The sequence below is a fragment of the Rhodanobacter thiooxydans genome (assembly GCF_030291135.1).
Classification (GTDB): domain Bacteria; phylum Pseudomonadota; class Gammaproteobacteria; order Xanthomonadales; family Rhodanobacteraceae; genus Rhodanobacter; species Rhodanobacter thiooxydans_A.
On sequence record NZ_CP127409.1, the window covers coordinates 74,696 to 88,293 of the forward strand.

10 protein-coding genes are annotated in these 13,598 nt (G+C 66.8%); 6 read left to right on the forward strand and 4 right to left on the reverse strand.

What is annotated here, in order from left to right:
- Positions 1 to 57: 57 nt before the first annotated feature.
- Positions 58 to 3,249: an efflux RND transporter permease subunit gene (locus QQA13_RS00335; protein ID WP_108472244.1), complete on the reverse strand. Its 3,192-nt coding sequence runs from the start codon at positions 3,247 to 3,249 to the stop codon at positions 58 to 60.
- Positions 3,250 to 3,441: 192 nt separating this feature from the next.
- Positions 3,442 to 4,686, reverse strand: coding sequence for an efflux RND transporter periplasmic adaptor subunit (locus QQA13_RS00340; RefSeq protein WP_159082203.1), 1,245 nt, complete (start codon positions 4,684 to 4,686; stop codon positions 3,442 to 3,444).
- Between the two features lie 144 nt (positions 4,687 to 4,830).
- On the opposite strand from QQA13_RS00340, the gene QQA13_RS00345 reads away from it, so the two are divergent.
- The gene (locus tag QQA13_RS00345; protein ID WP_108472242.1) at positions 4,831 to 5,802 is read left to right on the forward strand and encodes a LysR family transcriptional regulator; all 972 of its coding nucleotides are present in this window, start codon (positions 4,831 to 4,833) and stop codon (positions 5,800 to 5,802) included.
- A gap of 39 nt (positions 5,803 to 5,841) precedes the next feature.
- On the opposite strand, the gene QQA13_RS00350 is transcribed toward QQA13_RS00345, so the two are convergent.
- On the reverse strand, positions 5,842 to 6,639 hold the full coding sequence (locus QQA13_RS00350) for an undecaprenyl-diphosphate phosphatase (RefSeq protein WP_108472241.1): 798 nt from the start codon (positions 6,637 to 6,639) through the stop codon (positions 5,842 to 5,844).
- Between the two features lie 361 nt (positions 6,640 to 7,000).
- Here QQA13_RS00350 and QQA13_RS00355 point away from each other — a divergent pair, with 361 nt between their 5' ends.
- From QQA13_RS00355 to QQA13_RS00375, 5 genes are all read left to right on the forward strand, one after another.
- The gene (locus tag QQA13_RS00355) at positions 7,001 to 7,762 is read left to right on the forward strand and encodes a TorF family putative porin (protein ID WP_108472240.1); all 762 of its coding nucleotides are present in this window, start codon (positions 7,001 to 7,003) and stop codon (positions 7,760 to 7,762) included.
- A gap of 24 nt (positions 7,763 to 7,786) precedes the next feature.
- Positions 7,787 to 8,125 carry a P-II family nitrogen regulator gene (locus tag QQA13_RS00360; RefSeq protein WP_108472239.1) on the forward strand — a complete coding sequence of 113 codons (339 nt, stop codon included), beginning with the start codon at positions 7,787 to 7,789 and terminating at the stop codon, positions 8,123 to 8,125.
- A 22-nt stretch (positions 8,126 to 8,147) separates the two neighbouring features.
- Positions 8,148 to 9,470 carry an ammonium transporter gene (locus QQA13_RS00365; RefSeq protein ID WP_108472238.1) on the forward strand — a complete coding sequence of 441 codons (1,323 nt, stop codon included), beginning with the start codon at positions 8,148 to 8,150 and terminating at the stop codon, positions 9,468 to 9,470.
- A gap of 189 nt (positions 9,471 to 9,659) precedes the next feature.
- Positions 9,660 to 11,069: a type I glutamate--ammonia ligase gene (gene glnA / locus QQA13_RS00370; protein ID WP_108472237.1), complete on the forward strand. Its 1,410-nt coding sequence runs from the start codon at positions 9,660 to 9,662 to the stop codon at positions 11,067 to 11,069.
- Positions 11,070 to 11,219: 150 nt separating this feature from the next.
- Positions 11,220 to 12,212, forward strand: a complete 993-nt coding sequence (locus tag QQA13_RS00375; protein WP_108472236.1) for an urea transporter — start codon at positions 11,220 to 11,222, stop codon at positions 12,210 to 12,212.
- A gap of 60 nt (positions 12,213 to 12,272) precedes the next feature.
- On the opposite strand, the gene QQA13_RS00380 is transcribed toward QQA13_RS00375, so the two are convergent.
- Positions 12,273 to 13,595, reverse strand: a complete 1,323-nt coding sequence (locus QQA13_RS00380; protein ID WP_108472235.1) for a carbohydrate porin — start codon at positions 13,593 to 13,595, stop codon at positions 12,273 to 12,275.
- Between the last annotated feature and the right edge of the window lie 3 nt (positions 13,596 to 13,598).

A 13,598-nucleotide genomic window follows, 5' to 3' on the forward strand; every position in this document is an offset into this window, starting at 1 on the left:
CTACGCAGGAATGACGAGTGGGAGAGTTCTGCACGGTATTGCGCATGAAAGTTTTCATCAGTGGTTCTCCAGCGCCGGCAGCGCATGCGCCGCGGCGCGTTCGGCCGCACGCGCCTCGCGGCGCTCGACCAGGGCGCGAATGACGACGTAGAACAGCGGCGTGTAGATCAGCCCGAAGATGGTGACGCCGAGCATGCCGGCGAACACCGCCACGCCCATCGCGTGACGCATCTCGGCACCGGCGCCATGCGAGGTCACCAGCGGCACCACGCCCATGATGAAGGCGAACGAGGTCATCAGGATCGGGCGCAGTCGCAGCTTCGCCGCTTCCAGCACCGCCTCGTGGCGGCTCATGCCTTCATGCTGGCGTTCGCGGGCGAACTCGACGATCAGGATCGCGTTCTTGCACGCCAGTCCCACCAGCACGATCAAGCCGATCTGGGTGAAGATGTTGTTGTCGCCACCGCTGAGCCACACGCCGGCGATCGCGGACAGCAGCACCATCGGCACGATCAGGATCACCGCCAGCGGCAGCGACCAGCTTTCGTACAGCGACGACAGCACCAGGAACACCAGCAGCACGCATAACGGGAACACCAGGATCGCGGTGTTGCCGGCGAGGATCTGCTGATAGGTCAGCTCGGTCCACTCGAAGCTGATGCCGTTGGGCAGGTTGTCCTTCGCCAGCTTCTCCATCGCCGCCTGCGCCTGGCCGGAGCTGAAGCCCGGCGCCGGGCCACCGTTGATCTCGGCGGTGGCGTAACCGTTGTAGTGCTGCACGCGATCCGGGCCGGCGCCCTGCTGCACGGTGACGAACGAACCCAGCGGCACCATCTGGCCCTGCGCGTTGCGCGTCTTCAGCTGCAGGATGTCCTGCGGCGTGTGGCGGAACGCCGGGTCGGCCGAAACATTGACCTGGTAGGTGCGGCCGAAGCGGTTGAAGTCGTTGACGTAGAGCGAGCCCATGTAGGCCTGCATGGTCTGGTACACGTCGCCCAGGTTCACGCCCTCGGCCTTGGCCTTCTCGCGGTTCACGTCGGCGTCCACCTGCGGCACGCTGACCTGGAAGCTGGAGAACAGCCCGGCCAGTGCCGGGTCCTTGCGGCTGGCGGCGATCAGGTTATGCGTCTGCTGGTACAGCTCGTCGAAGCCGCGGTCGCTGCGATCCTCGATCTGCAGGCGGAAGCCGCCGATCGTGCCCAGCCCCATCACCGGCGGTGGCGGGAACACCGCGATGTACGCGTCCTGGATCGCGGCGAATTTCTGGTTCAGCGCGCCGGCGATCGCACCGGCGGAAAGATCGGCGCTGCGACGCTCCTCGAACGGCTTCAGCGTGACGAACACGATGCCGGAGTTGGTGGAGTTGGTGAAGCCGTTGATCGACAGGCCGGGGAAGGCCACCGCGTGTTCGACGCCCGGCTGCTTCAGTGCGATCGCGCCCATGCGCTGGATCACGTCTTCGGAACGATCGAGCGAGGCCGCGTCGGGCAGCTGGGCGAATGCCACCAGGTACTGCTTGTCCTGCCCCGGCACGAAACCGGTCGGCACGTGCGAGAAGCCGAACCAGGTCAGCGCGATCAGGCCGGCGTAGACCACCAGCGCCAGCTTGCCCTTGCCAACGATGCGCTTGACGCCGCCGACGTAGCGCTCGGAGCCGCGATGGAAGATGCGGTTGAATGGACGGAACAGCCAGCCGAACGCGCGGTCGATCCAGACCGTGAGGCGGTCCTTCGGCGCGTCGTGGCCCTTCAGCAGCACGGCGGCCAGTGCCGGGCTCAGGGTCAGCGAGTTGAACGCGGAGATCACCGTGGAGATCGCGATGGTCAGCGCGAACTGCCGGTAGAACTGGCCGGTAAGGCCGCTGACGAAGGCGGTCGGGATGAACACCGCGCACAGCACCAGCGCGGTCGCCACGATCGGCCCGGTGACTTCGCGCATGGCTTGCCGAGTGGCTTCGCGTGGCGTCTGCCCGAGTTCGATATGCCGCTCGACGTTCTCCACCACCACGATCGCGTCATCGACCACAATGCCGATCGCCAGCACCAGTCCGAACAGCGACAACGCGTTGAGCGAGAAGCCGGCCAGGTACATGATCGCGAACGTGCCGATCAGCGACACCGGCACCGCCACCAGCGGAATGATCGAGGCGCGCCAGGTCTGCAGGAACAGGATCACCACCAGCACCACCAGCAGGATCGCCTCCAGCAGCGTATGCGCCACCGCCTCGATCGAGCCGCGCACGAACACGGTCGGGTCGTACACGATGGAGTAGTCGACCCCTTGCGGGAATTCCTTTTTCAGCTGCGTCATGGTGGCGCGTACTTCGTCGGAGATCTGGATCGCGTTGGAGCCGGGCCGCGCGAAGATCGGCAGCGCCACCGCCGGCTTGTTGTCGAGCAGGCTGCGCAGCGCGTAGTTGTTCGAGCCGAGATCGACTTTGGCGACATCACTGAGGTGAGTGACGCCGCCGCGCGCATCGGTGCGCACGATGATGTTGCGGAAGTCGTCCTCGCTGACCAGCCGGCCGCGCGTGTTGATGTTGAGCTGGAACGCGGAATTGGATGGGCCGGGCGGCGCGTTCAGCGCACCGGCGGCGACCTGCACGTTCTGCTCGCGGATCGCGTTGATCACGTCACCGGTGGTGAGCGAGCGCTGGGCCAGCTTCTGCGGGTCCAGCCACACGCGCATCGAGTACTCGCCGGCACCGAAGATCTGCACGTCGCCGACGCCGTCGAGCCGGCCCAGCACGTCTTTCACGTGCAACCGCGCGTAGTTCGACAGGTACAGCATGTCGTAGCGCTGATCGGGCGAGGTGAGGTGCACGACCATGGTGAGGTCGGGCGAGCTCTTCTGCGTGGTCACGCCGAGCCGCTGCACTTCCTCGGGCAGTTTCGGCAGCGCCTGCGCCACACGGTTCTGCACGTCGACCTGGGCGGTGTTGAGGTCGGTGCCCAGCGCGAACGTCACGGTCAGGGTGAGTGCGCCGTCGCTGGTCGCCTGCGAGGAGGTGTAGAGCATGCCCTCGACGCCGTTGATCTGTTCCTCCAGCGGCGTGGCGACGGTTTCGCCGATCACCTTGGGGTTGGCGCCGGGGTAGGCGGCGCGAACCACCACGGTGGGCGGCACCACTTCGGGATACTCGCTGATCGGCAGCTTGAACACCGCGATGGAACCGGTGATCACGAACAGCAGCGACAGCACGGCGGCCATGATCGGCCGGTCGACAAAGAATTGGGCGATGTTTTTCATGCAAAGAGTCCTCGACGAAGCCGGTTCGCGGCTTCGGTCTTTCTTTTGCTCCTCTCCCTGCAGCGCAGGGGGAGGTGGGGAGGGGGTAACGCTCTTGCCTTGTGCTTTGCGGGTGCGCTGGAGGGCTTCACCCCTCCCCAGCCCTCCCCTGCGGCAGTCCCCATGGGACTGCCGCAGGGGAGGGAGCACTACTCAACTCTGCGGAGCCTTGGTTGCCGCCGCGTTGGCCTGCGCCGTGCGCTTGTCGGCAGCCGGCACATCGCCGCGCTCGACCAGCGCCTTGTCGGCCGCCTCAAGCCGATAGCTCATCGCCACCTTCTGCGGATTCACCTCGACGCCGGGCCGCACGCGCTGCAGGCCGTTCACCACCACCAGGTCGCTCGGCTGCACGCCACTGTCGATCACGCGCAGGCCGTGGAACAGGGCACCGGTGTCGACCTTGCGGTATTGCACCTTGTGTTCCTTGTCGACCACGTAGACGAACTGGTTGCCCAGGTCGGTGCCGATGGCGCGGTCGTCCACCAATACGCGCGACTTCGCCTGACCGCTCTGCAGCTGCACGCGGGCGTACAGGCCGGGCGTGTACAGGCCGTCGGCGTTGTTGAACACCGCGCGCAGGCGCATCGTGCCGGAGCCGGTGTGCAGCTGGTTGTCGACGAAGTCGAGGCGGCCCTCATGCGGGTAACCGGATTCGTCGGCCAGGCCCATCGCCGCCTCGATCCGCGCGTCGTGGCCGGCCTGCTTCGCGCTGGCGCGCAGGTGGTCGAGCTTGAGCCAGGTCTGTTCGTCCACGTCGAAGTAGACATAGACCGGGTTCACCGAGACCACGCTGGTCAGCACGTCGTTGCTGGTGACCAGGTTGCCGGGGGTGACGCGGGCATTGCTGACGCGGCCGTCGATCGGCGAACGCACCCGGGTGAAGTCCAGGTTCAGCCGCGCCGCGGCCAAGGCTGCGGTGGCGGCGCCCAGTTGCGCCCGCGCGCTCTGCGCGGTGGTGGCCTGGCGGTCGGCTTCCTGCTGCGCGATCGCGTGCTGGGCCAGCAGCATCCCGGCGCGGCGCTGGTTGGTCTCGGCCAGGCTCAACTCGGCGCGGGCCTGCGCCTGGTTCGCGCCGAGCCGGTCGACCTCGGCCTGGTACGGGCGGGCGTCGAGCTGGAACAGCACGTCGCCCTTGTGCACCAGCGCGCCTTCCTGGAACTGCACCGACTCCACGAAGCCGCCGACGCGCGGCTGCACCTGCACCGTGTTCACCGCTTCCAGCCGGCCGGTGAACTCGGCGCTGTCGCTGACCTTGCGGGTCAACGCCTGCGCCACCGTCACTTCCGGCGGCGGCCCGCCGGCGGGGCTTTGCGCACGGCTGTCGTTGCCGTGCAGCAGCAGCCAGCTGCCGAAGGCTCCGGCCGCGACCAGGGGGACCAGCATCCATTGTTTTTTCATCTTGCGCTCCCAACACCTTGTTGGCCGGGGAGGGGAAACCCGGCGAAGGGTCGAGAGAATAGGTGTACTTACCGGTATAGAAAATCCGTTTCTTGCGCACTACACTCGTGCGCCACAGTCACGAATCGACGAGGAATTGAAACCATGGAAGACTTTTCCGCCATTTCGACCTTCGTCCGCGTGGTCGAGGCCAAGAGTTTCGCCGCCGCCGCCAGCCAGCTGGGCATGACCCCGTCCGGGGTCAGCCGCGCCGTCTCGCGGCTGGAAGCCCAGCTCGGCGCGCGGCTGCTGTTCCGTTCCACCCGCTCGCTGCGCCTGACCGACGACGGCGCCTCGTTCCATGCGCGCTGCAAGGAGATCCTCGCCGACCTGGCCGAGGCGACCGAGGCGCTGAACTTCGCCAACAGCAAGCCGACCGGCAAGCTGCGCGTGGGCATCTCGTTGTCGGTAGGCCGCGCCGCGGTGATTCCGCGCCTGACCGAGTTCGAGCAGCGCTACCCGGACATCCGGCTGGAGCTGTCGATGAGCGACTCGCCGGCGGATCTCAACGGCGAGGGCCTGGACTGCGCGATTCGCGTCGGCGAGCTGGAGGATTCCAGCCTGATCGCGCGCAAGATCGGCTACCTCAGCAACGTGGTGTGCGCCTCGCCCGAGTACCTGCGCAAGTACGGTGCGCCACGCAGCATCGAGGACCTCAAGGATCACCGCTGCATCAACTACGTCTACCCGAATGGCCGTCCGCGCCAGTGGCAGTTCGACACGCCGGGCGGGCAGATGAGCGTGGACATCGACGCGCACATGCTGATCAACGACGGCGAATCGGTTTTGCAGGCGGTGGCGGCGGGCCTGGGCATCACCCAGGTGCCGCGCATGCTGGCGGCGTGCCTGCTGGAGAAGGGCATGCTCGAACGGGTGATGACCGACACCCACTCCACCGGCAAGCCGGTGTGGATCGTCTATCCGCAGAAGAAGCACCTGTCGGCCCGCGTGCAGGCCTTCATCGAATGGGTGCGCGAGCTGTTCGATCGCACCAACCAGCCAGGCCAGGATGCGATCGGTGCGCTGAAGATGGTGCCGAAGCCGGCGCGCCAGAAGGCGCCGGCCGAAGCGGCGTAGAGCTTCCTTCGCGGCCGCGCGCGCCCGGCCGCGGCAGACTCAAGCGCCGGCCGGCACCAGCAACAGCAGTGCCACGCCGAAGGCGATGCGGTAGATGGCAAACGGGGTGAAAGTGTGGCTGCGGATGTAGCCGAGCAGCCACTTCACCGCGATAAACGCCACGATCGCCGAAATCACGAAGCCGATCACCAGCGCGCTCCAGTCCTCGTGCGCGGCACCGCCGTCCTTCACCACTTTCAGCAGCTCGTAGCCGGTGGCTGCGTACATGGTGGGAATGCCGACCAGGAAGGCGAACTCGGTGGCCGCCGCGCGGTTGCTGGTGCCGAACAGCATGGCCGCGAAGATCGTCGCGGCCGAGCGCGAGGTGCCGGGAAAGATGCCGGCGATCATCTGCGCAATGCCGACCAGGATCGCTACCTTCCATGTCACCGTGCTGCGCTCGGGCTGGCGCGCGGCCAGCCGCTCGGCGGCGATCATCCACAGGCCGCCGATCACCAGCGCCCAGGCGACCGGGGTCACCGTCTCGGGCAGCTTGAAGCCCAGCTTCACCGCGATGAGGCCGAGCACGGCGGTGATCAGGAAGGCCACGACCAGCTTCAGCAGGTAGTCGCGGTTGGCCGGGTCGCGCCACTGCGTCAGCAGCTGCCAGATGCGCTTCCAGTAGATCAGCGTGACCGCCAGGATCGCGCCGGCCTGGATGCCGATGTTGAACAGATCCGAGCGCGCACCCAGCCCGAACTTCTCCGCGATCAGCAGGTGGCCGGTCGAGGAGATCGGCAGAAATTCGGTGATGCCTTCGATGATGCCGAGCAGGATGACGTGGAGCAGGTCGGTCACGGGCGGGTCCGTTGGCGGGGTGGGAACGCGCCGTCGAACGGATCGCCGGCATGAAGCGCCATAGCTTACGGGTTTTGCCCTTATGCGGGGTGGCCGCGGGCTGGGCGGCCCGCCGCACCGCGCGCACCGGAACAGTGCAAACCGGCCGCCGCGACGGGTGCAGATGGTGCTAACGCGGGACGCGGCTGGTCCGTCACGGCGGCGCCGATGCAGCCACGGCAACGGCTTCCGCCCATGGCACGTGGCTTGCTGAGGTGGTGATGAGCCATGCGGTCGCATGGACATGTCGCGGTAGCCCATGGACGTCTGGACGTCTGGACGGCCATCACCGCAACGCCATCACCGAGGGGCGTGGCCGACGATGAAACGAAATTGGATATCCGCGTCGGCCATCGTGCTGTGCTGCGCCGCCTCCGGCCCGGTGCCGGCGCAGGCGGACGAAGTGCCAGCCAGCCAGTGGCTCGGCAGCGCCGGCGCGGTCAGCGACTACCTTTTTCGCGGGCTCTCACAGACCAACCGCCAGCCTGCTGTGCAGGCCGGCGTCGAATTCGATCATGCCAGCGGCTGGTACGTGGGCGGCTGGGGCAGCAATGTCAGCTGGCTGTCCGATGCCTCGACCTCCGCGGCGCCGGTTTCCAGCAGCGTGGAGCTCGACCTCTACGGCGGCTGGCGCGGCAGCCTTGGCGGCGGCTGGAGCTATGACGTTGGCGTGTACCGCTACCAGTACCCCGGCAGCTACCCGGCGCGCTTCACTTTGCCCGACACCACCGAGGGCTATGTCGCGCTGGCCTGGAAAAGCGTGTCGCTGAAGTACTCGTACGCCTTCACCGACCTGTTCGGCTACGCCGGCAGTGGGCATAGCGGCTACCTGGACCTGTCGTGGAACCAGCCATTCGCACCGGGCTGGCTGCTCAACGCGCACGTCGGCCACCAGCACGTGGCGAACGTGCCCGGCGCCTCGTACCGCGACTGGAAGCTGGGCGTGACCCGGACCTTCGGCAGCAGCTGGTCGGTGGCGCTGGGTTACTGCGACACCAACGCGAACGCGTCGATCTACACCAATGCGCGCGGTCACTACCTGGGCCGCGCCACCGCGCTGCTGAGCGTGGCCAGGTCGTTCTGAAAGAGATTCCACCGGGAGCCATCCATGAAAATGATCACCAGCATCATCCGCCCGTACAAGCTCGACGAGGTCCGCGACGCGCTCGCGCTCGCCGGCGTGTCGGGCATCACGGTGACGGAAGTGCGCGGCTTCGGCCGCCAGAAGGGCCACACCGAGCTGTACCGCGGCGCCGAGTACGTGGTCGATTTCCTGCCCAAGCTCAAGGTCGAGGTGGTGGTGCCCGACGAGCTGCTCGACGCGGCGCTGGAGGAAATCCAGCGTGCCGCGCGCACCGGCAACGTTGGCGACGGCAAGCTCTTCGTCACCGGCGTGGAGCAGGTGATCCGCATCCGCACCGGCGAACTTGACGCCGATGCCCTCTGACCCGAAGCACGCGAGGTTTTCCATGAAAGAGTTCAGGTTCCATCGCGGCATCGGTGCGGGTCTGGCCCTGGCCCTGGCCGCGCCGATGCTGCACGCCACCGCGGTCGTGCCGCTGGTCGACAAGGGCGACGTGGCGTGGATGCTCACCTCCACCCTGCTGGTGCTGCTGATGACGGTGCCGGGACTGGCGCTGTTCTACGGCGGCCTGGTGCGTGCGAAGAACGTGCTGTCGGTGCTGATGCAGGTGCTGACGGTGTTCTCGCTGCTGCTGCTGCTGTGGGTGGCGTACGGCTACAGCCTCGCCTTCAGCGGCGGCGGCGCGGTGATCGGCAACTTCCACAAGCTGTTCCTGCACGGCGTGACGAAAGACACGCTGGCGGCCACCTTCAGCGCTGGCGTGGCGCTGCCGGAGTACGTGTTCGTGGCGTTCCAGGCCACCTTCGCCGGGATCACCGGCGCGCTGATCGTGGGCGCGTTCGCCGAGCGTATGCGTTTCCGCGCGGTGCTGCTGTTCGTGGCGATCTGGTTCACCTTCGCCTACCTGCCGATCGCGCACATGGTGTGGGCGGGGCCAAACGGTTTCCTGTTCGCCCGGGGTGCGCTGGATTTCGCCGGCGGTACCGTGGTGCACATCAACGCCGGCGTGGCCGGCCTGGTCGGCGCCTGGTTCGTCGGGCCGCGGCTGGGCTTCGGCCGCGAGCCGATGAAGCCGCACAACGTGACGTTCACCATGGTCGGCGCGGCGTTGCTGTGGGTGGGCTGGTTCGGCTTCAACGCCGGCTCCAACCTGGAGGCGAATGCGGGCGCGGGGCTGGCCTTCATCAACACCTTGCTGGCCGCGGCGGCGGCGGTGCTGGCGTGGCTGGCGGTGGAGGCGGTGGTGCGCGGCCACGCGTCGATGGTGGGCGGTGCCTCCGGTGCGGTGGCCGGCCTGGTCGGGATCACTCCGGCCTGCGGCACGGTGGGGCCGATGGGCGCGATCGTGATCGGCGCCGTGGCCAGTTTCTGCTGCGTATGGGGCGTCACCGGGCTGAAGAAGCTGCTGCGCGCGGACGATGCGCTGGACGTGTTCGGCGTGCACGGCGTCGGCGGCATCGTGGGCGCGCTGCTGACCGGCGTGTTCACCGCGCCGGCGCTGGGCGGCACCGGCGCGGCGGACTATTCGGTGCTCCACCAGCTCGGCGTGCAGATGCTGGGCGTGGGCATCACCGTCTTCTGGAGCGGCGTGGTTTCGATGCTGGCCTACCTGGCGGTGAAGGCGGTGTTCGGCCTGCGCGTGTCGTACGAGGCGGAGCGCGAGGGACTGGACATTACCTCGCACGGCGAAAGCGCCTACGATGGGTGAGGCCGCCGGTCGGCGGGTGTGATGACAGAGCCAGGATGGTGCAATGTGCCAGCCATATTGCACCATCATGCCGCTTGCAGCTGCCTTGCCGTCACCGTGACATCCGCCAAGCCGTTGTCAGACAAGGGTTCTGCCCGGTGGCATGGACCTTGCCAAAGAACAGTCACCATCCACCTTCGAGGTTGCCCCATGTCCGCCAACAAAGTGCTCGACCTGATCCAGGAGCATGAGGTCGAGTTCGTCGACTTCCGCTTCGCCGACATGCTCGGCGTGCACCACCACGTCACCTTCCCGGCCCACGCGATCGACGAGTCGACGTTCGAGGACGGCAAGATGTTCGATGGCTCCTCGATCACCGGCTGGAAGGGCATCAACGAGTCGGACATGATCCTGCTGCCCGACCCGGATACCGCCCACCTCGACCCGTTCAGCTCGCACACCCAGCTGATCCTGCACTGCGACGTGCTGGAGCCGTCGACCATGCAGGCCTACGGCCGCGACCCGCGCTCGATCGCCAAGCGCGGCGAGGCGTTCCTGAAATCCACCGGCATCGCCGACACCGCGTTCTTCGGCCCGGAGCCGGAGTTCTTCATCTTCGACTCGGCACGCTGGCAGAACGATCCCGGTCGCGTGTTCTACGAGATCGGCTCGGAAGAGGCGGCATGGTCGTCGCGCTACAAGTACGACGGCAACAACAGCGGCCACCGCCCGGGCGTGAAGGGCGGCTACTTCCCGGTCAGCCCGGTCGATTCGCTGGGCGACCTGCGCGCCGACATGTGCAAGGTGCTGGAGTCGCTGGGCCAGAAGGTCGAGGTGCACCACCACGAGGTGGCCAACGCCGGCCAGTGCGAGATCGGCGTGAGGTTCAACACGCTGGTGAAGAAGGCCGACGAACTGCTGACGATGAAGTACGTCATCAAGAACGTGGCACACCAGAACGGCAAGACCGTCACCTTCATGCCCAAGCCACTGGTCGGCGACAACGGCTCGGGCATGCACGTGCACCAGTCGCTGTCGAAGAACGGCGAGAACCTGTTCGCCGGCGACCTCTACGGTGGCTTGAGCCAGACCGCGCTGTGGTACATCGGTGGCATCTTCAAGCACGCCCGCGCGATCAACGCGTTCGCCAACTCCACCACCAACAGCTACAAGCGGCTGGTGCCGGGCTTCGAGGCGCCGGTGATGCTGGCCTACTCGGCGCGCAACCGCTCGGCAAGCTGCCGCATCCCGTACGTGGCCAGCCCCAAGGGCCGCCGCATCGAGGTGCGCTTCCCCGACCCGATGAACTCCGGCTACCTGGTGTTCACCGCGCTGATGATGGCCGGCCTGGACGGCATCATCAACAAGATCGACCCGGGCGCGCCGGCCGACAAGGACCTGTACGACCTGCCGCCGGAAGAGGAGAAGAACATCCCGCAGGTGTGCTCCAGCCTCGACGCCGCGCTGGAAGCGCTGGACAAGGACCGCGACTTCCTCAAGGCCGGCGGCGTGTTCACCGACGACTTCATCGACGCCTATATCGAAGTGAAGATGAAGGAAGTCACCAAGTACCGCGCCAGCACGCATCCGCTGGAGTTCCAGATGTACTACTCGCTCTGAGCGGGTTGGTCATGCGGTAAAAGCAACGGGCGCCTCGGCGCCCGTTGTCGTTTCGACAGCAAGCCAGCATCGCTTCGCCGGGAAGTTTTCGCGGTGCTTCCCGTGCAGGCTGCTACTTTAGGATGCGTTCCCACCTGCGGAGTTCCATCCATGCCCGTGCGGCTCTCTTCAACAGGTCTGGTGCTCGATGGCCATGCGCCGGTGCAGAACCTGCTGCGTTTGCTCGACACCGTCATGCGCGGCATCGGCCAGGTCATGTTGCAGAACAACAGCTACGCGGGGGTGCTGTTCCTGCTCGGCATCTTCTGGAACTCGACGCTGTTCGGATGCGCGGTGCTGGTCGGCACCATGACAAGTACGACCACGGCCATGCTGCTCGGTGCGAAGCCGGCCCTCGTGCGGGATGGCTTGTTCGGTTTCAACGGCGCTCTCGTGGCGATTGCCGTCATCTATTTCTTGCAGCCGGACGCGCTGACCTGGGCCTATGTGATTCTGGCCGCAGCCTGCACCACGGTGCTGATGGCGGCGATGCTGCGGTTGTTCGATGTCTGGAAGATGCCCGTGCTCACCGCGCCGTTTGTCTTTACCGCGCTTTGTTTTCTGCTGGCGTGCGCCCGCTTTGGCCGGCTGCATTCGACGCATGTGCTGCCCACCGCGGGCTTGCCTAGGGCGGCGGCCATCGTGGAAGGCATCGTAACCACCTCGACGGTGCTGGAAGGCCTGTTCAACGGCATCGCGCAGGTGTTCTTTCAGGGCAGTGTGATCACCGGCGTGCTGTTCGCCATCGGCCTGCTGATCAGTTCGCGCCGGGCCTTTGTCACCGCGTTGCTGGGCTCCCTGATCGGCCTGCTGGTGGCCTGGGGCATGGGCGCGGCCGAGCCCGCCATCCGCTCCGGTGCGTTCGGCTTCAACAGCGTGCTGACGGCGATCGCCCTGGGCAGTGTGTTCCTTGTGCTGGACAAGGCTTCTGCCGCTTACACGCTGCTTGCCACGATCGTCACGGCGGTGGTGTTTGCCGCCATCTCCGCGGCGCTGGAGCCGCTGGGCATGCCAGCGCTGACGCTGCCGTTCGTGCTCGTCGTCTGGCTGTTCGTCCTGGCTGGCCCGGTTTTCCCGGGGCTGCGACCAGCACCTGCCGCATGAAGTGGAGGCCTCGCGGGTAACGGATGCTGGCCGAGTCGACGCCGGGCATCAGGTTTCGGCTCAGAACGTCACCTGCGTATACAAACCGATGACAAAGGCGTCGGGAATGTTGCCGGTGCCGCCCGGGCGGAAGACGTATTGCAGGTTCGGGCGCAGGGTCAGCCAGGGGGTGATCCTCGCGCCGTAGTCGATTTCGGCGATGCTTTCATAAGTCTGGATGCCGACGCTGCCGGGCGCCACGCTGTCACGGTCGCGCTGGTAGCGGGTCAGCCGCGGGTTGGTACGGCCGCTGGCGAGCATGAACGAGACCACGTCGTTGTCGCGGCCGGGGAAAGTGCCCTGATAGTGGCCGCCGATCACCCAGAAGTCGCGGAAGCGGGCGGTGGCCTTGTCGCCGACGCCGGCCATCAGGCCGAGGGTCAGGCCGCGGCTGGAGTTGGGGCCTTCGCGGTAGACCATGCGGTCGGCGATCACGTAGCCGCCGGAGCGGCCGTTGTGCTGCAGGAAGCCGGCGCCGGTGAGGCCGGCCGGCTGGCCGTTGACGTCGGTATACACGTCCGGCGTGCCGGCGGTGTTGTAGTACGCGCCGAGCTTGAGGTCGCCGGGCAGCTGGCCGGCGCCGCGACCGCTGCTCCAGCCCAGTTCGACCGGCACGAACACGCCGTGGTGCTTGAGGCTGAGGTTGAAGCCCTGGTCCTTGTTGCCGGCGTTGGGGTTGTTGAGATACGCGCCGACGCTGACGTAGAAGTTTGGCGTGGCGTGCCACTTCACGTGGCCGCCCCATTGCGCGGTAGGGAAGTTGTGCGCGCCGCTGTTGGTGGTCATCGCGTTGGCGTGGCCGCAGATGATGCCGTTCTGGAAATTGCAGAACGCCGGCAGCCGCGCGAAGTCGTCGCCCACCGGCGACCAGCCCAGTTCCGTGAAGACGCGGTGGTCGAGGAAATCCTGCTGCCAGTTCAGCTCGGCGAGGCGGAAATTCTGCCCCGCGCCATACAGCTCCTGCACCGAGAACTGGTTGCCGATCGCATCGTTGCTGAGGCTGCGACCATCGCGTTCGGTGACGGTGAACTGGATCTTCGCGTTCGGCACGCCCCACAGCTTGTCGAGGTCGAAATCCGCGCCGGCGTCGAGTTGCTGGGTGTAGCGCGCGGTCTGCTCGTGGCCGCCAGAGAGGTTGCCCGCGCTTTCGGTGGCCCAGTGCGCGCGCAGGGTGATGCCATCGTCCTGCAGGCTGCTGCGCGTGCCGCCCCAGTCGCCGGTCAGCGTGGACCGGGTGAGCCAGCCATCGTTGCCGGTCGACTGCGCCATCGCCGGCAGCGTGCCCAGCCACAGCAGCATGCCGCCGAACACCAGGCCGCGGGTCGTGCAGGATGGATGGCGCATGAG